The 24,510-nt window shown below is 70.2% G+C and carries 13 protein-coding genes and 11 pseudogenes; 17 read left to right on the top strand and 7 right to left on the bottom strand.

What is annotated here, in order from left to right; translation table 11 throughout:
* Nucleotides 1–324 precede the first annotated feature (324 nt).
* Nucleotides 325–1,183, bottom strand: a pseudogene (locus O159_RS14125) (IS5 family transposase).
* Nucleotides 1,184–1,239: 56 nt separating this feature from the next.
* On the opposite strand from O159_RS14125, the gene O159_RS09065 reads away from it, so the two are divergent.
* Together O159_RS09065 and O159_RS09060 are read left to right on the top strand one after the other, a co-directional pair.
* A complete protein-coding gene (locus O159_RS09065; protein WP_081689859.1) occupies nt 1,240–1,656 on the top strand; it encodes an extracellular solute-binding protein in 417 nt (138 codons plus the stop codon).
* A gap of 130 nt (nt 1,657–1,786) precedes the next feature.
* Complete coding sequence (locus O159_RS09060) at nt 1,787–2,320, top strand: GNAT family N-acetyltransferase (RefSeq protein ID WP_021755504.1); 534 nt, start codon at nt 1,787–1,789, stop codon at nt 2,318–2,320.
* A gap of 15 nt (nt 2,321–2,335) precedes the next feature.
* On the opposite strand, the gene O159_RS09055 is transcribed toward O159_RS09060, so the two are convergent.
* From O159_RS09055 to O159_RS09040, 5 genes and pseudogenes are all read right to left on the bottom strand, one after another.
* Nucleotides 2,336–2,683: a hypothetical protein gene (locus O159_RS09055; protein ID WP_021755503.1), complete on the bottom strand. Its 348-nt coding sequence runs from the start codon at nt 2,681–2,683 to the stop codon at nt 2,336–2,338.
* A 151-nt stretch (nt 2,684–2,834) separates the two neighbouring features.
* Entirely contained in the window at nt 2,835–4,295 is a 1,461-nt protein-coding gene (gndA, locus tag O159_RS09050; RefSeq protein WP_021755502.1) for an NADP-dependent phosphogluconate dehydrogenase, read from the bottom strand.
* A 79-nt stretch (nt 4,296–4,374) separates the two neighbouring features.
* Nucleotides 4,375–4,602 (bottom strand): hypothetical protein, encoded by a 228-nt coding sequence (locus O159_RS14590; protein ID WP_021755501.1) that lies wholly within the window; start codon nt 4,600–4,602, stop codon nt 4,375–4,377.
* 191 nt (nt 4,603–4,793) lie between these two features.
* Nucleotides 4,794–6,198: pseudogene (gene uxaC / locus O159_RS09045) on the bottom strand (glucuronate isomerase).
* Nucleotides 6,195–7,200, bottom strand: a pseudogene (locus O159_RS09040) (LacI family DNA-binding transcriptional regulator). The pseudogenes uxaC and O159_RS09040 overlap by 4 nt, the downstream one beginning before the upstream one ends.
* A 140-nt stretch (nt 7,201–7,340) precedes the next feature.
* Between O159_RS09040 and O159_RS09035 the strand changes: the two are divergent.
* The 13 genes and pseudogenes from O159_RS09035 to mfd all read left to right on the top strand — a co-directional run bounded on the left by O159_RS09035 (nt 7,341) and on the right by mfd (nt 21,337).
* Nucleotides 7,341–8,618: pseudogene (locus O159_RS09035) on the top strand (ABC transporter substrate-binding protein).
* Nucleotide 8,619: 1 nt separating this feature from the next.
* The gene (locus O159_RS09030) at nt 8,620–9,582 is read left to right on the top strand and encodes a carbohydrate ABC transporter permease (RefSeq protein ID WP_021755497.1); all 963 of its coding nucleotides are present in this window, start codon (nt 8,620–8,622) and stop codon (nt 9,580–9,582) included.
* A pseudogene (locus tag O159_RS09025) lies at nt 9,579–10,450 on the top strand (carbohydrate ABC transporter permease). Before O159_RS09030 ends, O159_RS09025 begins: the two are co-directional and overlap by 4 nt.
* A 28-nt stretch (nt 10,451–10,478) precedes the next feature.
* A pseudogene (locus O159_RS09020) lies at nt 10,479–11,323 on the top strand (sugar phosphate isomerase/epimerase family protein).
* Nucleotides 11,320–12,451, top strand: a pseudogene (locus O159_RS09015) (Gfo/Idh/MocA family protein). The pseudogenes O159_RS09020 and O159_RS09015 overlap by 4 nt, the downstream one beginning before the upstream one ends.
* Nucleotides 12,448–13,311, top strand: a complete 864-nt coding sequence (locus tag O159_RS09010) for a sugar phosphate isomerase/epimerase family protein (protein WP_021755493.1) — start codon at nt 12,448–12,450, stop codon at nt 13,309–13,311. The pseudogene O159_RS09015 and the gene O159_RS09010 overlap by 4 nt, the downstream one beginning before the upstream one ends.
* 164 nt (nt 13,312–13,475) lie before the next feature.
* Nucleotides 13,476–13,907, top strand: a pseudogene (locus tag O159_RS16870) (mannitol dehydrogenase family protein); the annotation flags it as partial.
* A pseudogene (locus O159_RS15820) lies at nt 13,790–14,311 on the top strand (mannitol dehydrogenase family protein); the annotation flags it as partial. The pseudogenes O159_RS16870 and O159_RS15820, both read left to right, overlap by 118 nt.
* Before the next feature lie 255 nt (nt 14,312–14,566).
* A pseudogene (gene manD / locus O159_RS09000) lies at nt 14,567–15,818 on the top strand (D-mannonate dehydratase ManD).
* A 22-nt stretch (nt 15,819–15,840) separates the two neighbouring features.
* Nucleotides 15,841–16,326, top strand: a pseudogene (locus tag O159_RS08995) (gluconokinase).
* Between the two features lie 168 nt (nt 16,327–16,494).
* The gene (locus O159_RS08990) at nt 16,495–17,097 is read left to right on the top strand and encodes a 50S ribosomal protein L25/general stress protein Ctc (RefSeq protein ID WP_043994215.1); all 603 of its coding nucleotides are present in this window, start codon (nt 16,495–16,497) and stop codon (nt 17,095–17,097) included.
* 8 nt (nt 17,098–17,105) lie between these two features.
* A complete protein-coding gene (gene pth / locus O159_RS08985; protein WP_021755487.1) occupies nt 17,106–17,690 on the top strand; it encodes an aminoacyl-tRNA hydrolase in 585 nt (194 codons plus the stop codon).
* A 35-nt stretch (nt 17,691–17,725) separates the two neighbouring features.
* A complete protein-coding gene (gene mfd, locus O159_RS08980) occupies nt 17,726–21,337 on the top strand; it encodes a transcription-repair coupling factor (RefSeq protein ID WP_021755486.1) in 3,612 nt (1,203 codons plus the stop codon).
* A gap of 107 nt (nt 21,338–21,444) precedes the next feature.
* Here mfd and nhaA read toward each other — a convergent pair whose 3' ends face one another.
* Complete coding sequence (gene nhaA / locus O159_RS08975; protein WP_021755485.1) at nt 21,445–22,584, bottom strand: Na+/H+ antiporter NhaA; 1,140 nt, start codon at nt 22,582–22,584, stop codon at nt 21,445–21,447.
* A 155-nt stretch (nt 22,585–22,739) separates the two neighbouring features.
* Between nhaA and O159_RS08970 the strand changes: the two genes are divergently transcribed.
* Nucleotides 22,740–23,387 carry a MazG family protein gene (locus O159_RS08970; RefSeq protein ID WP_021755484.1) on the top strand — a complete coding sequence of 216 codons (648 nt, stop codon included), beginning with the start codon at nt 22,740–22,742 and terminating at the stop codon, nt 23,385–23,387.
* Between the two features lie 67 nt (nt 23,388–23,454).
* Nucleotides 23,455–24,510: an iron-siderophore ABC transporter substrate-binding protein gene (locus tag O159_RS08965; RefSeq protein ID WP_043993668.1), complete on the top strand. Its 1,056-nt coding sequence runs from the start codon at nt 23,455–23,457 to the stop codon at nt 24,508–24,510.

Here is a 24,510-nt window from a genome sequence, read left to right as displayed (position 1 = left end):
AAGCGGACGGGAACCCGCATTCTTGCGATCGTGACATCGGCTGTGGCCGTTCTCGCGTTCTCGATCGTCTCCACGGGACCGGTTTCGGCTGTTTCTCCCCGTTCTCCCCGGAGCCTGGGCCGCAACGAATTTCCGGTGATCGCAGGGTCGCCGCTGACCATCCTCCCCGACAACGATCGATGCACCGCGGGCGTTGTTGTGTCGCATATTTTTCCGGCTCACCTCGTATCAGAGGGCCACGAGATGGGTCGCGTTGGCGGGGCACTGTGCTCCGCTCTACGCTTCCGTTTACTTAGAGATGGTTTCAGTAGTCTAGAGATGGTTTCAGTAGTCGTTTTTGGTGAGTTTGCGGGCGCTGGTGATCGCGATTGCTAGAGCGACGAGCGCCGTGATCGTTGAGGCGGTGCGGTCGTAGCGAGTGGCGAGTTTCCGGAAGGCGAGGATCCAGGCCATGGTGCGTTCGACTACCCAACAGTGTTTACCCAGTCACTGTTTGGAGTCGACTCCGATTCGTGCGATGCGTGCCTTGATCCCACGACAACGCAGGTAACAGCGGACGCGGCGGTTGTCGTAAGCCTTATCGGCGTGGAAGATAACCGGGCGGCGTCTGGGCCGACCGCGGCCGACGCCCTTGATCGCGGTGATGTTGTCTAACACAGGTTCCACGAGCATGGAGTCGTGTCGGTTGGCGCCGGAGATCTCCACATGCAGCGGGAGTCCGTTGCGGTCGGTCAGGACATGGTACTTGGTGCCCCGTTTCCCACGATCCGTGGGGTTAGGTCCAGTGAGATCGCCCCCCTTTTCGCCCGGACACTTACGGAGTCCAGGCAGGTTCTTGACCAGTCGATCATGCCAGCCTGGCCGAGTTCGTCGAGCATGATCTTCCGCAGTGCATCCCACGCGCCCGCTTCGGACCATTCACGCAGACGCCGCCAACAAGTGACCCCGGACCCATACCCCAACTCGGGCGGGAGCTTCTCCACGGGATCCCCGTCAGCAGCACGAACACGATCCCAGCGAACACCTTCCGGTCAGGAACCCGAGGCTGCCCAGCCCGCCCATTGACCACAGGCGGCCGAGGCGGAATCAACGGCTCCAGCCGCTCCCACAACATATCCGTAATGAACCGATCCTCAGCAAGCGTCGACACTCGACCAGCATCCCCGCTAACCAGCCACAACAACCACCGCCACGCCGACTACTGAAACCACCTCTAAGAACCCCGGCCTCGCGGGTAAGATCGCGTCGGCGCCCATCCCTGGCAAGGACGGCGGACTTTCGCCGTCCGCGGTCGGCGGATCGCATCTTTCAGTGTTTCGGACGACCCAGCACGAGGACCTGGCCTGGCAGTTCGTGGAACTGCTGACGACCGGCGAGTACGCCCAGAAGTTCGTAGAAGCGACCGGCTTCTTCCCCGCCCAGAACTCGGCGCTCCAGAAGACCGTCGCCGCCGACGATCCGGTCGTGGCCGGTTTCGCCGAGCAGCTGATCGACGGGGGAGCGGCCGTGCCGGTCGCACCGACCTCCGGAGCGGTGCAGGCGAAGCAGACGACCCAGAGCATGATGCAGGCCATCCTCTCGGGGCGGAAGTCCGTCGCCCAGGCGACGGCGGACGTGGCGGCCGAGATGACCGGGCTGCTCAACGGCAAACGGTGACAGCCCTGAACGGGCTCCGTGTCGCGCCCCCTACCAGCCGGAGGAGGTCGCTGACGCCGCTGCGGTTGCCGACGCCGACGCCGCTGCGATCGCCGAGGTCTGCATCCGCACCGCATCGGCCGGAGAGTCGGTGTCGGGGCTGTACCTCGACCCTGCTCTCGTGCCCGAGGTGTTCGCGATGCCGTATCTCGTCCACGATCCGGAACTCGCCTTCGTCCTCCGCGACGAGGAGGCCGAAGGGGCGCCCATCGTCGAGTATGTGCTGGCGACTGCCGATTCGAGGGCCTACGCCGACTGGTTCCGCGATGAGTGGTGGCCCTCGCGTCGCGGGCGATACCTCCCGTCTGCACGCGAGCATCCCGACGAGACACGGATACGGGAAGCGGCGCGACATCCGCACGCCGCGCTTCCGCCGGCGGACGAACAGCGGCGCTTCCCCGCCCACCTGCACATCGACCTGCTCCCGTCGGCTCGGGGTCGCGGCGCCGGCCGGCAGCTGATGGCGGCGCTGTTCGGCGCACTCGGCGACCGCGGGGTTCCGGGCGTACATCTCAACCACGGCGCCGGCAACCGGAACGCGGCGGCGTTCTACGCGCGGCTCGGGTTCACGCCCCTGCCCTCGGGCACGCCGGAGGCGCCGCGACTGGCGCGTGCGGTCCGGTGACGCCTCCGCTCCGCTTCAACGCAGCGAGTGCGGCGCCGAGGGGATGAGTCCCAGCGGCGCCACGAACCTCGCGTCCCCCTCGGTGTTCAGCGCGTAGCATTGCCATCCCGGTCCCACCGGGGCAAACAGCTCGAACCGTGCGGACGATCCGGCCGCATCCGGTGCGTAGCGCTCGGTGTACACCGCGCAGGTGTTCGTGGCCGTCTCCGTCTGGACGCTGATCGTCACCAGCACGCTCGGCAGCAGGAGCGCCGCCACTGCCACGTACACGAAGACGCGCGCGGCCGTGGTCGCCCGGCGTCCGCGTAGCGGCCGATCGGACGGCTCGTACTCCGCCAGCTCCGGGTGCTCCTCGAATGTCACGCTTCCGAGTCTGAGCCGGGTGGGGGCCGATTGCAAGCGAGAGGGCCCCGGCACCGGTGACCGGACTCCCGGGAGCCGGACGGAGACGTCCTTCTTTGCTCCCGGGAGTCCGGCCTGGCGTCGGGGCCCTCAGCGGAAGAGGCGGTTCTCGCTAGTGCGACGACCCTTCCGTCTCGATCTCGGTGCGGTCGCCCGACCACAGCGTGTGGAAGGTGCCGTCCTTGTCGATGCGCTTGTAGGTGTGGGCGCCGAAGAAGTCGCGCTGGCCCTGCACGAGCGCGGCGGGGAGGCGTTCGGAGGCGAGCGAGTCGTAGTACGACAGCGCTGCGCCGAAGCCGGGGACCGGAACACCCGACAGGGCGGCGGTCGCGACGATCCGGCGCCAGGCGGCCTCGCCCTCGCGGAGCGCGTCGGCGAAGTAGGGGGCTTCGAGCAGGGTCGCGATGTCGGCGTTCTCTTCGTAGGCGTCGGCGATGCGGCCGAGGAACTGGGCGCGGATGATGCAGCCGCCTCGCCAGATCCTGGCGATCTTGTCCTTGTCGATCTTCCAGCCATACTTCTCGGCCCCGGCGATGATGGCGTCGAAGCCTTGGGCGTAGGCGACGATCTTGGAGGCGTAGAGCGCCTTCGAGACGTCGTCGGCGAAGGCGGCCACATCATCCGGTCTCTGCGCTTCGGGACGCGAGGCGATGACGCGCTGCACGGCCGCGCGCTGAGCGGGTTTCGAGGAGACGGCGCGGGCGAAGACAGCCTCGGCGATGCCGCCGACGGGGATGCCGAGGTCGAGGGCGTTCTGGACCGTCCAGACGCCGGTGCCCTTGGACCCGGCCTGGTCGAGCACGATGTCCACGAGGGGTTTCCCGGTCTCGGCGTCGACCTGGCGGAGCACCTCGGCCGTGATCTCGATGAGGTACGACTCCAGGTAACCCTTGTTCCACTCGGCGAACACCTCGGCGATGGCCGTGGGCTCCAGACCGCCGACCGTGCGGAGCAGGTCGTACGCCTCGGCGATCAGCTGCATATCGGCGTACTCGATGCCGTTGTGGATCATCTTCACGAAGTGTCCGGCGCCGTCGGCGCCGATGTGGGTGACGCACGGCTCGCCTTCGGCGACCGCGGCGATGGAGGCCAGGATGGGACCGAGCGTCTTGTACGACTCGGCCGTGCCGCCCGGCATGATCGACGGGCCTTTGAGCGCGCCCTCCTCGCCGCCCGAGATCCCGGCCCCGACGAAGTGGATGCCCGTGGCCGAGACGCGGTTCTCCCGCTCGATCGTGTCGAGGAAGTTGGCGTTGCCGCCGTCCACGATGATGTCCCCCGGCTCGAACCGCTCGACCAGCTGGTCGATCACGGCGTCCGTGCCCGTGCCGGCCTGCACCATGATGATCGCGGTGCGCGGCTTCGCCAGCGAGGCGACGAAGCCGTCGATGGTCTCGGATGCGACGAAGCCGGCTTCGGGATGCGCATCCACGAGCTCCTGGGTGCGGGCGTAGGTGCGGTTGTAGACGGCGACCGTGTTGCCCTCGCGGGAGGCGAGGTTGCGGGCGAGGTTGGACCCCATCACCGCCAGGCCGACGACTCCGATGTTGGCCGTTGCATCGTTTTCGGGCACGGAGGACTCCTTCGCTGAGACGGTGAGGCTTTCCTGTCCAGCGTAGCTTGGCGGCGGTGGGGGCGGCCGATGTGTGACATCACTCGAAGATGCGGAGCTTCTTCCCGTCGAGCTCGAAGCCGGTGAACCGGGTGAGGGCGTTCGGCCTTCCGTTGATCCCGTTGTGCGCGGTGAAGCCGGCCTGCAGTTCGGTCGCGCTGCCGAAGGCCCGCGGTCGTGTTGCCGAGAGCGGCGGGCCGCAGCAGGATGGTGCGGGCGTTGTTGCAGCCGCCGTAGAGGTCGCCCCACAGGGCGGTGACCTCTGCACCGCCGCCTGGCAGCGCGCTCACATCGGTCGAGGTGGAGCGCACGACCTGCCAGCCCGCCGCCAGTGGCGGGCACCGCCCGCGGGGGCGGCGATGCCGACGCTGGCGAGGATCGCAGCGACGGCGAGCGTGGGAAGCGCGATCGAGCGCAGCAGAGTGACAGCAGGCACGGTGGCTGCGTTCGCGCCCGATCTCAGCCCAGCCGGAAGACCTGCCGCGGGATGTCGTCGACCAGCCGGCGCGCCAGACCGAAGGCGTCCTCCTCGCCCAGCTGGTGGGTGACGACGAGGGAGGCGAGGAAGGCCGCGTCCACTCGCCGCGACATATCGTGCCGGGCCGGGATGCTGCAGAAAGCGCGGGTGTCGTCGATGAAGCCGCTGGTCTTGGCGAAGCCGGCGCTGTCGGTGATGGCGCGGCGGTAGCGCAGGATGGCCGCGGGGGTGTCGAGGAACCACCAGGGCGCGCCCGCGTACACCGACGGGTAGAACCCGGCCAGCGGCGCGATCTCGCGGGAGAACGCGGTCTCGTCCACCGTGAAGAGCACGAGCCGGAATACCAGGTTCGTGCCGAAGTCGCGCAGGATGGGCGCGAGCGGCTCGGTGAAGGCGGTGACGGCGGGGAGGTCGTGGCCGGTGTCCGGGCCGAAGGCGTCATACGTCGACCGGTGGTGGTTGCGATGCACGCCCGGGTGCAGCTGCATGACCAGACCGTCCTCTGCCGACATCTCGGCGAGACGGTAGAGAAGGTTGCGGCGGTAGGCGACGGTGTCGGCCTCCGCCAGCGTCCCGGCGAGGGCAGAGCGGTGGATGCGCGCGGCCGCGGCCTCGGTGAGGGGATCGCTGCCGGCGTCGATCACGCCGGTGTCGGTGGCGGTGCCGCCCGCGGCGGCGAACACCGCCCGGCGCGCCCGCAACGCCGCCAGCAGTCCCGCGTAACTGCCGGTGTCGATGCCGGCGGAGCCCGCAAGGCGTGCCAGGCGTGCGGCCCAGCCGGGCTCGTCGGGGCTCATGTAGCGGTCGGCGCGGAAAGTCGGGACGACCCGGCCGGCGAAGCCGGGATCGGCGGCGAGCCGCGCGTGCGCTTCGAGGTCGTCGGTGGTGGCGAGCACGGCGATGCGGAACCGGTCGAACAGGGCGCGTGGGCGGAACGCGGGCGAGGAGACCGTCTCGGCGAGCTGGTCGTAGAGCGCGTCCGCGTTCGCGGCGGAGGGCTGCTCGGTGAGCCCGAACACCTCGCTGAACTCCGACTCGAACCAGAAGCGCACCGGGGCGCCGAGGAAGACGTCCCAGTTTCTCGCACAGCCGCCGCCAGATCGAGCGCGCGGTCGCGGGGGAGGCAGCGCCGTCCTTCCCGAGCCCCAGCTCATCGAGGGGCACGCCGACGGAGTGCAGCATCCTGGTCACGTAGTGGTCCGGCGTGATGAGCAGGGCCGCCGGGTCCGGGAACGGCTCGTCGTCGGCGAGCAGCGCCGCGGGCACGTGACTGTGCGGGGAGTAGATGGGGGCGTCCCGCACGCTCGCGTGCAGACGCCGGGCCAGTTCGCGCTCGGCGGGGTCGGCCGGGAAGAGCCGTTCGGGATGCGGGGCGAGCGCCGTCATGCGCGTCCTTTCGCGGGGGCCGGACCGGTGGAGGCCCGGACGGTGAGATGCGTGGGGAGCGTCGCGGTCCGGCGCGTGACCGGCGCGTTCGCATCGTCCAGCTGCGACAGCAGCAGGGCGACGGCGGTCCGTCCCGCCTGCTCGATGGGCGCTGTCAGCGTGGTCAGCGGCGGGTTGCAGAAATCGGCGCCGAAGATGTCGTCGCAGCCGACCAAGGAGACCTCGTGCGGGACGGCGACGCCGCGCTCGTGGAAACGGGCCAGCATCCCGATCGCCAGGAGGTCGTTGAAGGCGATGCAGGCGCTCGCCCCGGCGTGGAGCACCGCATCGGCGGCCGCGGCCCCCCGTACTGCCGCGGTGCGAACGGGCCGACTCGTTGCGCCTTCGCGCCGTACTGCGCCGCCGTGCGGACCAGAGCCCGCCAGCGGCGCTCGTTCGACCACGAGGTCTCCGGCCCGGCCGCGTAGACGAGGTGGGTGTGGTCGAGCGAGACCAGGTGGCCGACCGCCTGCTCGACGCCGTTCGGGGTGTCGATGAACACATTGGCGACGCCGCGGGTCTGCCGGTTGACGGCGACGAAGGGGATCTCGGCGGCCAGTGCGGTCAGCCGGCGGTCGGTGAGACGGGACGCGGCCAGGATCGCTCCGTCGAAGGAGCGGCGGAGCCCCCGCAGCGTCCCGTCCTCCAGTTCGTCCGACTCCTCGGTGTCGACCAGCAGCTGCGTGTACCCGGCGGCCTTCAGCTGCTGCTGTGTGCCCCGGATGATGCCGAAGTAGAACGGGTTCGTCACGTCTGAGACGAGCACCGCGACGGCCCGGGTGCGTCCGCTGGTGATGGCGCGCGCTTGGGAGTTCGGGATGTAGTCGAGCTCGCGGGCCGCCCGTTCGATGCGCTGCGGGTGATCGCGTTCACACGGCCCGGGTTGGAGAGCGCACGGGAGACCGTGGAGGTGGCGACGCCGCTGGCCCGAGCGACGTCCGCCAGGGTGGCGGGTCGATCCATGCGCCCATCAGAGCACATTATGGCAATTTTTGGCAATCGTTTGCCTTGACCTTGCGGTCCTGTCTAATGTCATCGGCAGTCCCCGGAAGCGGGGGCGGCGAATCACTCGCGCCACCATCCCGTCTCAAAGGAGAGTCACGATGAGATCACGTTTCCCGCTCGCCGCGGTCGACGGCAAGGGCAAAGCCCTCACCGTCATGGTCTCCGCGAACACGCTGTACCCGGCCGAACAGCAGCGGTGGTTCGCGGAGGTGTCCGCCCGATTCCAGAAGAAGACCGGCACGACCGTCGCGTTCGAGACCTTCTCCTCCGCGAACGACGAGCTGACGAAGATCTAGACCTCTGTGCTCAGCGGTCAGGGGCCGGACATCTACGGCCTCGGCACCACGTTCACCCCCACCGCGTACTCGACCGGCGCGTTCGTCGAACTGACCGACGCCGACTGGCGGAAGGTGGGCGGGCGCGACCGGTTCGTACACGCCACGCTCGGCATCTCCGGGCCGGACGAGAAGAACGAGGTCGGCGTGCCGTTCCTCAGCCGTCCCTTCGTCCTGGCGTACAACACGGACCTGTTGACGGCCGCCAGCATCGACAGACCCGCCGCCACCTGGGACGGACTCGCCGACCAGGCGAAGAAACTCACCCGCGGCGATGTCCACGGGATGGCGATCGCCTACGCCGACAGCTTCGATCCGTGGAAGTTCGTCTGGGCGATGGCGATGCAGCAAGGCAACACCATCCTGGACGTCGAAGACCGGAAGGCCACCGTCGACGACGCCGCCGTCGAGAAGGCGTACCAGACCTACTTCGGCTGGCTCACCGACGACAAGGTGGTCGACCCGGCCGCGATCGGCTGGAAGAACGCGCAGGCGGTCGCCGCCTTCGCCAACGGCAAGGCGGCTTTCCTGCCGATGGTCTCCTCCTCCTCGCGGGTGGCCCTCGACAAGTCCGCGGTGGCCGGCAAGTACGCCTATGCCATGATGCCCACTGTCCCGCCGGGCGCGTACACGCTCCCGAAGGGCGGCAAGGCCGCCGCGACGATCGTCTCCGGCGATAACCTGGTGGTCGCGAAATACTCGAAGAACCAGGACCTGGCCTTCGCCCTGATCGAGATGCTCACGAGCGCCGGCAACCAGGTAACGTACACCAAGACCTTCGGCGATCTGCCGGCCAATGCGGAGGCAGCGAAGCGGATCGAGCAGGGCGATCAGTCCCTCGCGCCGATCCTCGACGCCGGCGCCAAGGCGTTCAGCACGCCGTTCACCGGCGCCTGGGGCGACACGCAGCTGGCGCTCGCGAATGTGGTGGTGCAGTCCATCCCCGGTCTCTCCGCGGGAGGCGTCTCCTCCGCGGAGCTGGAGTCGCGTCTGACAACCGCGCAGAACACCGCTCAGGGCGCGCTGAACAAGGCGAAATGATATGACGGACTCCACGCTGACCGCTCCGGACGGCACGGGCGCGCCGGATGGCTCGCCCGCGGGCGCCCGCCCCAGCCGGCGTCACGGCGAGCGGAACCGCCCGCTCTGGATGCTCCTCCCCGGCGGCCTTCTGATGCTCCTCGTCATCGTGGCGCCGCTCCTGGTCGCTGTGACGATGTCCACCCTCGACCTCGACCAGTACACGCTTCAGAGCTGGCTGCAGGCGCCCTTCGTCGGGCTTGGCAACTATGTCGAGGCGATCGCCGCCTCCCCGCTGCTGCGCTCGATCGGGATCAGCGTCTCCTTCGCGGCGATCGCCGCCGTCGTGACGCTGCCGATCGGCCTGGCCGCCGCGCTCGCGACGCAGAACGCGTTCCGCGGCCGGGCGCTGGTGCGCTCGCTGTTCCTCATCCCCTATGTGCTGCCCGCGTTCGTCGTCGGCACCCTGTGGCGCACGATGCTGCAGCCGGGCGGCGTCGTCGACAGCGTCCTGAGCGCGCTCGGGACGCATCCGGGCCTGTTCCTGAACGGCCCGCTCAGCTACTGGTCGCTGGTCGTCGTGCAGATCTGGACCTCGTGGCCGTTCTTCTACCTCCTCGTGCTCGCCGGACTCCAATCGGTCGACCACGAGGTCCACGAAGCGGCCGCTCTCGACGGCGCGACCTGGTGGATCAAACTGCGCTCTGTGGTGCTGCCGTACCTGCGCGGCCCCATCTTCCTCGCGCTCCTCATCGCCTTCCTGCACAACATCAACGCTTTCACGCTGCCGTTCGTGCTCTTCGGCGTCCCCGCGCCTCAGGATGTGGATGTCCTGCCGGTGCTCACCTACGTCACCAGCTTCCAGAGCTTCCGCTTTGGGCTGAGCGCGGCGATGGCGATCTGCTCGCTGGTCCTCATCGCCATCCCGCTGTTCGTCTACCTGAGAGCCGTGAGACTCGACTCCGGAGAGGAGGAGCAGCGATGAGCGCGTACGCCCCCGCCGATGTCACCCGCCTGCTCCCGCGGCCGTTGCTGGCCGCGATCATCGCCGTCCTGCTCGTCATCGTGCTCGGACCGGTGCTGTACATATGCTGTTCGCCTCGGTCAACTCGGATGTGTCGGTCGCCTCCGGCGCGTTCTTCCCGGTCGAACTGCATCCGGACAACTACCTCACGGTGTGGACCGCGGTCGATCTCGGCGTCGGGCTGATGAACTCTGTGCTCGTCTGCGCCGCCGTCGCGATCGTGTGCGCTTTCCTGGCGGTCGCCACCGCGTACGTGCTCGTGCGCTACGAGTTCCGCGGACGGCTGACGTTCCTGCGCGGCCTGCTCGGGCTGCAATCGATCCCGGGCACGCTGATGCTGCTGCCGGTGTTCGTGCTGTTCTCGTCCACGGCGACGGCGCTCGGCATCCCGATCATCGGCACGCGGTGGGCGGTGTTCGTCACCTACCTGACGTTCGCGCTGCCGTTCTCGGCCTGGGTCATGGTCACGTACCTGCGCGGTCTGCCGAAGGCGCTGGAGGAGGCGGCCAGGATCGACGGCGCCTCGTCGTGGCTCATCCTGACCCGGATCGTCGTCACTCTCAGCTGGCCGGGCATCGTCGTCTCGGGCATCTTCGCCTTCCTGCTCGGCTGGAACGATGTGCTCTTCGCCTCGGTGCTGACCAACCCGGAGACGCGCACGGCCGCCGTCGCCCTGCAGGTGTTCGGCGCGACCCAGGAGGGCGGGGCCGTCCCGCTCTACGGCCAGATGATGGCCGCGTCGCTGATCTGCGCGGCGCCCGTCGTCGTGCTGTACCTCGTCTTCCAGCGGTACCTCATCGGCGGCCTGACCAGCGGGGCGACGAAATGACCAACGAAGGAGCGAAGGAGTGAGCACCGTGTCTTGGACCCTGTCCGGCTTCGGCGACGAGATCGACCCCGATCCCGTCGTCCAGGCCGCCGTCTTGCAGGCGCTCGGCGCGAGCCACATCGAAGTGCGCAGCGCCTGGGGCGTCAACATCGTGGACCTCAGCGCCGAGCGGCTCGACCGGCTCGACCGGCTCGCCGGTGTGCTCGCGGAGCGGGGGATGGGCGTCTCGGCCATCGCGTCGCCGATCGGCAAGGTGGATGTTGCCCTCCCGGTCGAACACGAGGTCGAGCGCCTCGGCCGTGCGATCGCCGCGGCGAAGCGCCTGGACGCCCGCTTCGTCCGCCTCTTCTCCTTCTTCCGGGCCGAGGGTGTGGCGGCCCGGAGCGTCCGCGACGATGTGCATCGTCCGGATGCGCGCCCTCGCCGATGTGGCCGAAGCGGCGGAGGTCGTCTTGCTGCACGAGCAACGAGAAGGACATCTACGGCGACACTCCGGAGCGCTGCCTCGACATCGTGGAGTCCGTCGCGTCCCCCGCGCTGAAGCTCGCGTGGGACAGCGCGAACTTCGTGCAGGTCGGCGTCGCGCGCCCCTTCGACGATGGCTACCGGATGCTGCGCCCGCACCTCGAATACCTTCAGGTCAAAGACGCGCTCGCCGCCACGTCCGAGGTCACCCCGGCCGGTCTCGGCGACGGTCAGGTGCTCGAGACCCTGACCGCCCTCCGCGACGACGGCTACACCGGCTTCGCTTCTCTGGAACCCCACCTGACGGATGTGAACGCCCTCGGCGGCTTCTCCGGGCCGGCGGCCTTCGGCGTCGCCGGCCGTGCGTTCCGCGCCCTCACCGACCGGATCGGAGTCACCCTCGTATGACCGCCCCCGCTCACCGCCGACCCCTGAGCGCCGCCATCGTCGGCTGCGGCATCATCGGCCGCAACCACGCCCGCGCGATCCTGCGGCATCCCGGCCTCGCCCTGACGGCGCTGGTGGACGCTGCGCCCGCCGCCGCGGCCGCCCTCGCCGACCAGCTCGTCGCCGAGGGCGCGGCCCGCCCCGCGGAGTTCGACGCTCTCGGCGCCGCGCTCGTCGCGGCCGACATCGACATCGTCGTCATCTGCGCCCCGAGCGGCCTGCATGTCGTGCTCGCGCGGGAGGCGCTCGCCGCCGGCAAGCACGTCGTCATCGAGAAGCCGCTCGATGTCTCGCTGCCGCGCGCGGGAGATCCTCGCGCTCTCGCAGCGCGCCGAGCGGGACGGCCTCGTCGTCTCCGTCATCAGCCAGCACCGCTTCGACCCGGCCTCCCGCGTCGTCGCCGAGGCCGCCCACTCCGGCGCGTTCGGCCGGCTGACCAGCGGGGTCGCCTCCGTCGCGTGGTGGCGCAGCCAGGAGTATTACGACTCCGGGCAGTGGCGCGGCACCTGGGAGCTCGACGGGGGCGGCGCGGTGATGAACCAGGGCGTCCACACTGTCGACCTGCTGGTCTGGTTCCTCGGCCGTCCGGTCGAGATCGACGCCCGCACAGCCCTGCTCGCGCACGAGCGCGTGGAGATCGAGGATGTCGCGGTCGCCACCGTCCGCTTCGCCTCCGGCGCGCTCGCCGTGCTGCACGCGACGACCGCCGCCTACCCGGGCCTGTCGGTGCGGGTGCAGGTCCACGGCGACCGCGGCTCGGCGATCATCGACGACGATCAGCTCGAGTACTTCGGCGCCGCCGACGCCGACGGCAACCGCGCCGCCGATCTCGTCCCGGCGGGGGAGCTGCGCGGCGGCGACCGCGGAGCGGAGCCGTTCGTCGTCGGCCATCTGCGGCAGTACGAGGACATCGTGGCCGCCATCGCCGAGCGCCGTGCTCCCGGCGTCACCGTCGCCGACGCTCTCCTCTCGCTCGCGGTCGTCCGCGCCGTGTACCTCTCCGCCAGCCTCGGGCGCCCGATCCGCCTGGACGAGGTGCTCGACGGGTCCCTGGACGAGGTGGCCGTGACGACAGGGGCGAGCGCATGAGATTCTCCGTCTTCACCGCCTCCACCCCCGAGTGGACCCCGGAGCGGGCTGTGGCCGTCCTGAGCGATCAGGGCTGGGACGGCGTCGAGTGGCGCGTGACCGATCAGGAGGATGCCGCGACGCCGGGCTTCTGGGCCGGCAACCGCGCCACCTGGCCGCTCACCGGGTTGGAGCGGGCGCTGCCCGAGATCGCCCGCATCACCCGCGGGTCGGGGCTGGAGCTCTCCGGCCTCGGCGGCTACGCCCGCGCCGATGACCACGAGAGCGTCGACCGGTTGCTGGCCGCGACCGCCGAGCTCGGAGCGCGTCAGGTGCGCATCGGGCGGCCCCGGACCGACAGCGGGGACTACCGCGATCTCTTCGCCGCGACCCGCAAGGATGTCGGGCGGGCCGCGTCCCGCGCCGCCGCTCTCGGCGTGAAGGCCCTGATCGAGCTGCACCACGAGACGGTGACGCCCTCCGCCTCGGCCGCCTTCCGCCTGGTCGACGGGCTCGATCCGGAGAGCGTGGGCGTCATCCACGATCTCGGCAACCTCGTCATCGAGGGCCAGGAGCACACCCTCTCCGCCCTGCAACTGCTCGGCCCGTATCTCGCGCACGTCCATGTCAAGAACGTCGCCTGGCTGCCCGGGAGACCGGAGGAGGACGGCACCGTTCGCTGGCGTCACGACTGGGCCCCGCTGCGGACAGGCGCCGCAGATGTGGACCGCTACTTCGGCGCTCTGCGCGAGTTCGGCTATGACGGCTGGGTGGCCTGCGAGGACTTCTCGACCGGGCTGCCTCTCGAACAGCGGACCCGCGACAACCTCGCGTACCTCCGCGCCGTGGCCGCCCGCGCCGGTTTCGCGGTGCCGGTATGACGCCGCCGCCCCGCTCGGCGCGTTCCACCGCGCGCACCAAGCCTGGTACACGCAAGCGGCGAACGAGGCCGGCGGCACGTATGGGATCGCCGCGTTCACCGGCCGCCGGCCGGAGGCGGCACGGGCGCTCGCGGCGCAGGACGGCGTCTACACCCTGATCGAGCGTGGCCCGGACGGCGACGCGAAGACGCCTCGTGGAGGCGCTCAGCAGCGTCCACGACGGCGCGGACGCGGACGCCTGGCGCCGTGTGCTGGCCGACCCGGAGGTCGGCGTCCTCATCCTGACCGTCACCGAGGCCGGGTACGCGCCCGGCTCCGCCGCCCCCGCCCGCGTGCTCGACGGGCTGCGCGCCCGGTTCCAGGCCCGGTCGGGCGGCATCGCGGTCGTCAGCTGCGACAACCTGCCGGAGAACGGCGCGGTGATCCGCGACGCGGTGCTCGCTCTCCTCGCTCCCGACGCGGACCCGGACTTCGCCGCGTGGCTCCGCTCCGACGTCTCCGACGTCTCCTTCGTCTCCTCGATGGTGGATCGCATCACGCCCACCGCCGCCACCGACCGCGTCACGGTCCGCCGCCTCACCGGCTGGGACGATGCGGCCCCGGTCGTCGCCGAGCCCTTCGCGGAGTGGGTGCTCGCCGGGGCCTTCCCGGCCGGCCGGCGTGGGAAGCCGGGGGAGCGCGCTTCGTCGACGACATCGCCCCCCACGAGCGCCGCAAGCTCTGGCTCCTCAACGCCGGGCACTCCCTCCTCGCCTACCGGGGCCTCGCCGCGGGTCACGCCACCGTGGCCGAGGCCGTCGCCGACCCGGCGCTCGCCGCCGAGCTGGAGGGCCTCTGGGCGGAGCAGCGCAGCGAGCTGCCCTTCGACGCCGCGACGGTGGACGCCGCCCTGGCCGCCCTCCGCTCCCGCTTCGGCAACGCCCGCATCGAGCACCGCCTCGTCCAGATCGCGGCCGACGGCTCGCGCAAGCTCGGCCCACGCCTCCTCGACCCGTTGCGCGCCCGCCTCGCCGCCGGACGGCCGCCCGGCGACGCTCAGCTCGGCGTGCTCGCCGCCTGGGCCGGCCACCTGACCGGACCCGGCGCGAACGACCCCGGCGCGGCCTCCCTCATCGCCACGGTGCGGGAGGCCGCGACCCCGGCCGCCCGCGCCCGTGCCGTCCTCGACGCCCTCGGCGGCCTGACCGGCGACCACCGCGACCTGTCCACCCTGATCGACCCCCTCGCCGAGCGCCTGGCAGCAAGGAGCACACGCATGAGAATCACCGCCGCCGACGACGTCCTGGTCTCCAGCCCCGGCCGGAACTTCGTCACCCTCCGCATCACGACCGGCGACGGCGTGACCGGACTGGGCGACGCGACCCTGAACGGCCGCGAGCTCGCCGTCGCCGCCTATCTCGGCGAGCACGTCGTCCCGCTCCTGATCGGCCGCGACGCGCACACGATCGAGGACACCTGGCAGTACCTCTACCGTGGCGCGTACTGGCGGCGCGGTCCGGTGACGATGGCCGCCATCGCCGCAGTCGACACCGCCCTCTGGGACATCAAGGCCAAAGTCGCCGGTTTGCCGGCTCTACCAGCTGCTCGGCGGGCGCAGCCGCCGCGGGACCCTCTGCTACGGCCACGCCTCCGGGGCGGAGCTGCCGGAGCTGTTCGACTCGATCCGCGCTCACCAGGAGCAGGGCTACCGGGCCATACGCGTCCAGACGGGGGTCCCGGGCCTCTCGTCGGTCTACGGCGTGGCCTCCTCCGCCAACGCTGCGGCGGGCGCGGGAGGCACGACCGCGCGCTACGACCACGAGCCCGCCCGGCGCAGCGCCGTGCCGGTGGAGGAGCAGTGGGACACCCGCGCGTACCTCCGCCACATCCCGGGCGTCTTCGAGGCCGTCCGCAGCGAGTTCGGGGCGGAGCTGCCGCTGCTGCACGACGCGCACCACCGGCTCACGCCCATCCAGGCCGCGAAGCTCGGCAAGCTGCTGGAGCCGTACGACCTGTTCTGGCTGGAGGACGTGACCCCCGCCGAGAACCAGGCCGTGCTGCGCCGCGTGGGCGAGCACACGACCACCCTGCTCGCGATCGGCGAGGTGTTCAACACCATCTGGGACTACCGTGAGCTCTTCGAGGAGCAGCTGATCGACTACGTCCGCTCGCCGGTGACGCACGCGGGCGGCATCACGGGCCTGCGCCGCATCCTCGACTATGCCGCCGTCTACCAGATCAAATCGGATGTGCATGGACCGACGGATGTCTCTCCGGTCGGCCTCGCCGCCGCCGTCCACCTCGGCGTCGCCATCCCCAACTTCGGCATCCAGGAGTACATGAAGCACACCGCGGAGACCGACGAGGTCTTCCGCCCGGGCCACACCTTCGAGGACGGGATGCTGATCCCGGGCGATGAGCCCGGCCTCGGCGTCTCCTACGATGAAGCGGTGGCGAACTCCTTCCCCTACCAGGCGGCGTACCTTCCGGTGAACCGCCTCCTCGACGGGTCGATGCATGGCTGGTGATCGCGGTCCGCTGGTCGTGGTGATGGGCGTCTCGGGATCGGGCAAGTCGACGGTCGGGCTGCTCCTCGCCCAGCGCCTCGGCGCGGACTTCGTGGACGGCGACGATCTGCATCCCGCCGCCAATGTCGCGAAGATGTCGGCCGGCGTCCCGCTCACGGACGCCGACCGCGCACCCTGGCTGGCCGCTGTCGGGCGCGTGCTCGCCGAAGCCGGGCCGGAGGGCCGGGTCGTCGCCTGCTCGGCGTTGAAGCGCGTCTATCGCGACCTCATCCGCTCATAGGCCCCGGCGACGCTGTTCGCCGAACTCGACGGAACGCCGGAGCAGCTCGCCGGGCGGCTGCGGCGTCCCGGCCATTTCATGCCGGCTTCGCTCCTGGCGTCGCAGCTGGCGACGCTCGAACCGCTGCGCTCCGACGAGCCGGGGGTGCGGCTCGACATCTCGCACACCCCGGAGGACCTCGCCCGGACGGTCGCTACGGCGGTCGGAGGGCACACGGAACTCCGGTAGACTCGTGACGAACTTCGGCGAGGGATGCGCTCACGCGCGTCCGTGATCGACGCGGTGGAGCAGGCTTCGCAGTCTTTCCTCGCGCACTTCGATGCGCTCGAGTCGACAACCCAACACTGCGAGCCCCGGCTCGCCCGATCGCCGGCCCGGCCGGCAAGGAGCATCATCATGGCTGACGAGTCCAACAAGGTCGTCGCGGAGGTCCGCGACAGCTTCGGCAAGGGCGCTGCGCGCAAGATCCGCGCGGCCGGCAACATCCCCGCGGTCATCTACGGCCACGGCAGCGACCCCGTCCACATCACCCTCCCAGCGCACCAGGTCGGCCTGCTGCTGCGCAAGGCGAACGCCGTGCTGGACATCGACATCGCGGGCAAGACCCAGCTCACCCTGGTGAAGGATGTGCAGAAGGACCCGGTGCTCCAGATCATCGAGCACCTCGACCTCCTCGTCGTCCGCCGCGGCGAGAAGGTGCAGGTCGAGGTCCCCGTCCACGTCGAGGGCGAGCCGTTCTCCGGCACCATCGCGATGCTCGATATCCCGACCATCAAGCTCGAGGTCGAGGCCACGAACATCCCGGAGCGCATCGTCATCGACGTGACCGGCGCCGAGGAGGGCACCCAGTACCACGCGAAGGAATTCGTTCTGCCGGCCGGGGCCGTGCTCGCGGAGGACGAGGACCTGCTGTTGCTGAACATCGTCGTCCCGGCCGCCGCGCGCGCCGAGGACGAGGAGACCGTCGCGGAGGCCGCTGGCGAGCAGGCCGCGGAGTAAGGCTCCCGATGGAGACGCCCTGGCTCGTGGTCGGGCTCGGCAACCCCGGGCCCGGCTACGCCGCCACGCGTCACAACGTGGGCCAGCTGGTGCTGGACGAGCTGGCTTCGCGCGGCGGTCTCGCCTTCAAGACCCACAAGACGAACGCGACGGTCGCCGAGGGGCGCATCGCCCCCGGCGGCCCGCGTTTGGTCCTGGCCAAGCCGAACACGTATATGAACGTCTCCGGCGGACCGGTCTCCCAGCTGCTGCGGTTCTATTCGCTCGAGCCGTCGCGGCTCATCGTGGTGCAGGACGAGCTGGACATCCCCTTCGATACCCTGCGGCTCAAATTCGGCGGCGGCCACGGCGGCCACAACGGCGTCCGCGATGTGATCGCGGCGACCGGCAGCGGGGACTTCACCCGCGTGCGCGTCGGGGTCGGCAGGCCGCCCGGGGCGCAGGCCGCGGCCGACCATGTGCTCAAGGGCTTCAGCGCCGCCGAACGCAAGAACCTGCCCGTCCTGGTGGCGGATGCCGCCGACGCGGTCGAGCAGATCGCGGCCGAGGGGCTGACAGCGGCGCAGAACCGCTTCCACACTGCTCGCGGGTGACGTCCCCGCTGCCGGAGGGCCGTAGACTCTCACGGGTGAGACTGCAGGGCTTGATCTCGGCGCTTCAGCGCGCCTCCACCTACGGCGACGCTCTCGCCTCCGCCGCCCGAGACGCCGACTTCTCCCTCACAGATGGGCTCCGCGTGCCGCTGCTGGCCGGGCTGCTCGCGTGTCGCGCCGAACAGGGCGCTTCGCAGGCGTCGCTCGTGATCACGGCCACCGGCCGCGAGTCCGAGTCGGTGCGCGCGGCGCTGCCCTGTGTGCTGCCCGGCGCAGAGGTCGTCGAGTTCCCGGCATGGGAGACCCTGCCGCACGAGCGTCTCAGCCCGAGTCCGGAGATTGTCGGCAAGCGTCTTGTCGCCCTCCGGCGGCTGAGCGACTGGACGGCCGCGGGCAGTGCGACGCCCTTCGTGCTCGTCGCCTCGGTGCGCGCCGCTCTCCAGCCGATCGCCGACAACCTGACGGACTACGACCGTGTCGAGCTGGTGGCCGGCGCGCGTGGATACGATCTCGCGGGCCTCGTCGCGCACGCGGTGGACCTGGCGTACACGCGGGTCGACATGGTCACCCGTCGCGGCGAGTTTGCGGTGCGCGGCGGCATCCTGGACGTCTTCCCGCCCACGGCCGACCACCCCTGCCGGGTCGAGTTTTTCGGCGACGAAGTCGAGCAGATCCGCGCGTTCTCGGTGGCGGATCAGCGGTCGCTGCCCGAGCCCATCGCCTCGGTCGGGCTGCCGCCCAGCCGCGAGCTTCTGCTGAGCGAGTCCGTGCGACAGCGGGCGCGCGAGATGCAGCACGAGTTCCCGAGCCTGTCGTCCATGCTCGCCAGGATCGCGGAGGGCATCCCCGTCGAGGGGATGGAGTCGCTCGCGCCGGCGCTGGCCGACCGTCTCGTCCCCCTCACCCACTACCTCCCGGACGGCGCGGCGGTCGCCGTGATGTCGCCGGAACGGGTCGCCTCCCGCGCGGTGAGCCTCGCCGAGACGAACCGCGAGTTCCTCTCCGCCGCGTGGAGCGCCGCCACGGTCGGGGCAGCCGCGCCCATCGACCTCGCTGCGGGAGATTTCCTCACGCTTCAGCAGCTGCGGGACGACGTGACGTTCAGCCGGCCCGGTCATCCCACCCCCGATCACCCCTGGTGGACCTTCTCCGGCTTCCAGGCGAACGACGTGCTGCCCGAGGAGAGGGAGCTCGAGGAGCACCTCCAGATCCGTGTCGAAGCGGCGGCCGTTCCCCGTTTCCAGGGCAATGTCACCGGCGCGGTCGAGCATGTGGCCGGTTTGCTCAAACGCGGCTGGCGTGTGATCATCGTGGCCGAAGGCGCTGGCCTCGTGGAGCGGGCCGCCCAGGTGCTCGCCGAAGCGGGGCTGCCGGCGCGGCCGCTGGAGGCGTTCCCCGCCGACCCGGAGCCCGGCGTCGCCTCTCTGATCCGCGCCACCGTCGAGCACGGATTCGAATTGGAGGAGACGAAGCTCGCGCTGCTCAGCGAGGGAGAGTTCTACGGCCGCACAGTCGGCTACGACTCCCGGCAGGTCAAGAAGCTCGCCACCCGGCGCAAGAGCGTTGTGGACCCGCTACAGCTGAAGCCGGGCGATCATGTCGTCCACGAGACGCACGGCATCGGCCGCTTCGTGGAGCTGACCCAGCGCGAGGTCTCCAGCGGCGGCCGCAACGCCGTGAAGTCCAAGCGCGAGTACCTCGTGCTGGAGTACGCCCCGTCCAAACGCGGCTACCCGGGCGACAAACTCTACGTGCCCACGGATCAGCTCGACCTGCTCACCCGCTACGTCGGAGGCGAGGCCCCGCAGCTGTCGAAGATGGGCGGCAGCGACTGGGCCGCCGCGAAGGGCCGCGCCCGGCGCGCGGTGCGCGATATCGCGGTGGAACTGGTGAAGCTCTACTCGGCGCGCATGGCCAGCAAGGGGCATTCTTTCGCGCCGGACACCCCCTGGCAGCGGGAATTGGAAGAGGCGTTCCCCTTCACAGAGACGCCCGACCAGTTGCAGACCATCGACGAGGTCAAAGCCGATATGGAGCGGCCGATCCCGATGGACAGGCTCATCTCGGGCGATGTCGGCTTCGGCAAGACGGAGATCGCCATCCGGGCCGCGTTCAAAGCCGTGCAGGACGGCAAACAGGTGGCCGTGCTCGTGCCGACCACGCTGCTGGTCAAACAGCACGCCGAGACGTTCATGGAGCGCTTCGCCGGCTTCCCGGTGCATCTGCGGCAGCTCAGCCGGTTCCAGACGGACAGGGAGGCGCGAGAGACGCTGCGCGGCCTGGCCGACGGCACCGTCGATATCGTCATCGGCACGCACCGCATCCTGTCCGACGGGGTGACGTTCAAGGATCTCGGGCTTGTCGTGATCGACGAAGAGCAGCGGTTCGGGGTCGAGCACAAGGATCAGCTGAAGAAGTTGAAGACGAATGTCGACATCCTGGCGATGAGCGCCACGCCCATTCCGCGCACGCTGGAGATGGCAGTGACCGGCATCCGCGAGATGTCCACGCTCGCGACGCCGCCGGAGGACAGGCACCCGATCCTCACCTTCGTCGGACCCTACTCGGAGAGGCAGGTCGGTGCGGCGATCCGCCGCGAGCTGCTGCGGGAGGGGCAGGTGTTCTTCGTCCACAACCGCGTCGGCTCGATCACGAGCGTGGCCGCCAAACTCGCCGAGCTGGTCCCGGAGGCGCGCATCGCCTACGCGCACGGCAAGATGAACGAGCACGCCCTGGAGCAGGTCGTGGTCGACTTCTGGGAGCGCAAGTTCGACGTCCTCGTCTCGACCACCATCATCGAGACCGGCCTCGACATCTCGAACGCCAACACCATCATCATCGACCGCGCCGACAAGTACGGCCTCAGCCAGCTCCACCAGCTGCGCGGCCGGGTCGGCCGCGGGCGGGAGCGCGCCTACGCCTACTTCCTCTGGGACGAGGACAAACCGCTCAGCGAAACCGCCCACTATCGCCTGTCCACCATCGCGGCCAACAACGATCTCGGCAGCGGCATGCAGGTCGCGCTCAAAGACCTGGAGATCCGCGGCGCCGGCAATCTGCTGGGCGGCGAGCAGTCCGGTCACATCGCCGGGGTCGGCTTCGACCTCTACCTCCGGATGATCGGCGAAGCCGTTTCGGCTTTCCGGGGCGAGGTTGTCGAGGGGCAGACCGAATTGCGTCTGGAGCTGCCGGTGGACGCTCGCATTCCCGAGGAGTACGTCGACAGCGAGCGGTTGCGCCTGGAGGCGTACCAGAAGCTCTCGGCCGCGACGGCGCCGGCCGCGAAGGACGGCCAGATCGACCTCGTGCTGGAGGAGCTGACCGACCGCTACGGCGAGCCGCCTGCGCCCGTGCTGAACCTCGTGGCCGTCTCGCGACTGCGCCGCATAGCGCAGCGGGCGGGGCTCGGCGAGGTCGTCGCGATGGGCTCCCAGCTGCGGTTGGCCCCCGCCGTGCTGCCGGAGTCGCTTCAGGTGCGTCTCCAGCGGATGTATCCCGGGTCCAAGTACCATGCGGCGCCGAAGGTGGCGATGGTCCCTCTGCCCCGGGTGAACGGGGAGGTGCCGGAGGATGCCGAGGCGATCGCGTGGGTGGCGACCCTGCTGGGTGCGCTGTTCCCGGCGCCGGAGCCCGCACCCGCCGCCTGACTCCCTCAGAAAAGGAGGACCCCCGGCTCTCCCCGCACGAGTTCTCCTCCCTTTCCTGCGTTTCGGACTCCCCGGCCGCACATGCTCCTCTCTTTTCCGGCGGCGGGTCAGCGGTGCGCCCGCCGGTGCCGCCGGGCCAGCGCTGTCACCAGTGCCCCCGACACGGTGATCGCGATCGCGGACCCGAGCAGCACGGCGAGCGTGCCTTCGGTGCTGGCCTCCTCGTCTCCCGCGAACGCCAGCTCGTTCATCAGCAGCGACACCGTGAATCCGATCCCGCCCAGCGCGCCGATCGTCACGAGGCCGAAGAATGGCAGCCGAGCCCGTTCCCCCTTCGTCCGGGTGAACGACCCCAGCCATCCGCCGAGCGTGATTCCGATCAGCTTGCCCACCGGCAGCGCGACGAGGATGCCCCAGAACGCCGGCGTCAGCTCCGCCGGCGACACGGAAGGGATGACGACCAGCGCCGCCGAGAACGCGAACAGCGGCAGGATGACACCGTTCGACCACGGTTCCAGGGCGTGCGTCACGCGCTCCCCCGGCCGCCTTGCCATCGCGAATCCGAGCGCGACGCCCGCGATGGTCGCGTGGACGCCCGAGTCGTACACCAGCCACCACGCGAGCAGCGCGAGCAGGGTCATCGAGACGCCGAGAGGCCAGCGCATCCGGCCGCGCAGTCTTCTGCTCAGCATCCCGAACGCGGTCACCACGATCGCCGCGAGCCCCAGTTCCAGGAGGTCGGGGGCGGTCGTGAAGAACACGGCGATGATGACGATGGCGATCAGATCGTCCAGCACTGCCAGCGCCAGCAGGAACACTCGCAGCCGGTTGGGCAGCCCGCGCCCGAAGACGGCGAGCACACCGAGCGCGAAGGCGATATCGGTCGCGGTCGGGATGGGCCAGCCGTCCGCGTACCCGGTCCCCGCCGTGAATCCGAGATAGACGAGCGCCGGGACGATCACGCCGGCGACCGCCGCGATGGCGGGATGGGCGGCTTTCTTCCACGAGTTCAGCTCGCCGGCGACGAGTTCGTGCTTCAGCTCGACCGCGACGATGAAGAAGAACACCGCCAGCAGTCCGTCGCTGATCCAGTGGCCGGCGCTGAGGGGGACGGGACCGATGCCGAGGCGGGTGTGCTGCAGGCCGAGCAGTGCGGGTCCGGCCGGGGCGTTCGCCAGCAGGAGGCCGAGGGCGGCGGCGCCGAGGAGGAGACCGGCGGCGGTCCGCTCGGAACGGATGATGCTCATGGGAAGCCTTTTCTCGCGCTCGCGCGTACACAGGGGAGTCCACGCCGACCAGACTTCCCGGCACACCGGGGAGCCAGTCTACCGGGCGCGCTCGCGCCGACGGCGGTGAGAGGCCGAAGGCGGTGAGACGACCACGGCGGTGAGAGGATGGGGGCGTGCAAACCAAGCTCGACGAGCTCATCGCCGTCATGTCCCGTCTCCGCGCCCCCGGCGGCTGCCCGTGGGACGCCGACCAGACCCACGAGTCGCTCGTGCCGTACCTCGTCGAGGAGACGTACGAGCTCATCGAGGCGATCGAGACCGGCGACCGGGACGTGATGCTCGAGGAGCTGGGCGATGTGCTCTACCAGGTGCTGTTCCATGCCGATATCGCCGCGCACACCCCGGGTGAGGGCTTCGACATCCAGGATGTCGCCGAGCGGATGACGCGGAAGATGGTCGGCCGGCATCCGCACGTCTTCGGCGGCGGCCTCACGGCGGAGACGGCGGAGGAGGTCGCCGGCTTCTGGGACGAGCTGAAGAAGCAGGAGAAGCCGGACCGCACGAGCGTGCTCGACGGGGTCCCGCTGGGGATGCCCGCGCTCGCGCTCGCGGACAAGCTGCTCGGCCGTGCCCAGAAGGCCGGGCTCCCCGCACGGTCCGGGGCGGGCGGAGTCCGCTTCGGCAGCGAGGACGAGCTCGGTCCGCTGCTGCTGGGGATCGTGGCGACCGCGAAGGCTCAGGGTCTGGACGCGGAGCGGGCTCTGCGCGGCGCCCTCCGGGGATTGCAGGGGGAGATTCGGGAACAGGAGAGCGCTTCTTAGGTTAGGCTTGCCTAAATGCCACCATCGGTATGGAAGCCCACCCGCGCTCCCCATCCCACCGAGGAGAATGATGCCCCTTTCCGACCGCGCCGGCCGTCGCCGCTCGCGCCTCGCCCTGATCGCGACCGCGGTCGCCGCCTCCGCGGCTCTGGCCCTCGTCGGCTGCTCCGCCGCAGCCCCCGGAGACCAGCGCTCGTCCTCGGCCGACGCGGGAGCCTTCCCCGTCACCGTCGACTCGGCGCTCGGCAAGACCACGATCGACGCCAAACCGGAGCGGGTCGTCACCTGGGGCTGGGGTGCGCAGGACATCGTGCTCGCGCTCGGGATCGTGCCGGTCGCCATGCCGAAGTCCACCTACGGCGGCGACAAGAACGGTGTGCTGCCCTGGGACGCCGAGAAGATCGCCGCCCTCGGCGGCAAGACCCCGCAGCTGCTGAACGCCGACACCGGCGAGGTGCCGTTCGAGGAGTTCGTGAAGGCCAAGCCCGACGTCATCCTCGCCCCCTACTCCGGCATGACGCAGGCGGAGTTCGACAAACTCAGCAAGATCGCCCCGGTCGTCGCCTACCCCGGGAAGCCCTGGGCGACCAGCTGGCGCGACCAGACCGCGATCGTCGGCAAGGCCCTCGGCCTGTCCGCGGAGGCGACCGCCCTCGTCGCCAAGACCGAGCACAGCGTCCGCGACCTCTCCGGCAAGCCCCCGGCGATCGAAGGCAAAACCTTCTTCTACGCCGCTGCCAATGAGCCGGACGTCCTCAACGTCTACCGCGCCGAAGACCCGCGCGTGCAGCTGCTGAACGACCTCGGGATGAAGGACTCCCCGAGCGTCGTCGCCCTCGACTCCCACAAGGGCGACGGCAGCTTCTTCTTCCCGGTCAGCTACGAGAACCTCTCCGCGATCGACACCGATCTGCTGATGATGTACTTCGACAGCCAAGCGTCGGTCGACGCCTTCACCGCTGACCCGCTCGTGGCCGCTATGCCGGCGGTCAAGGAGGGCCGCTTCGCTCCGATCGTGGGGGAGCCGTTCGTCGCCGCGACCAGCGCGCCGAGCGTGCTCAGCATCCCGTGGATGCTCGGCACGTACGTGCCACAGCTCGCCGCCGCCGAGAAGGTCAAGTAA

Origin of the sequence: Leifsonia xyli subsp. cynodontis DSM 46306 (assembly GCF_000470775.1) — a bacterium.
In the GTDB taxonomy this organism is placed as follows: domain Bacteria; phylum Actinomycetota; class Actinomycetes; order Actinomycetales; family Microbacteriaceae; genus Leifsonia; species Leifsonia cynodontis.
Note: the sequence above shows the minus strand (reverse complement) of the source record. Positions and strands in the feature narration are given on the sequence as shown.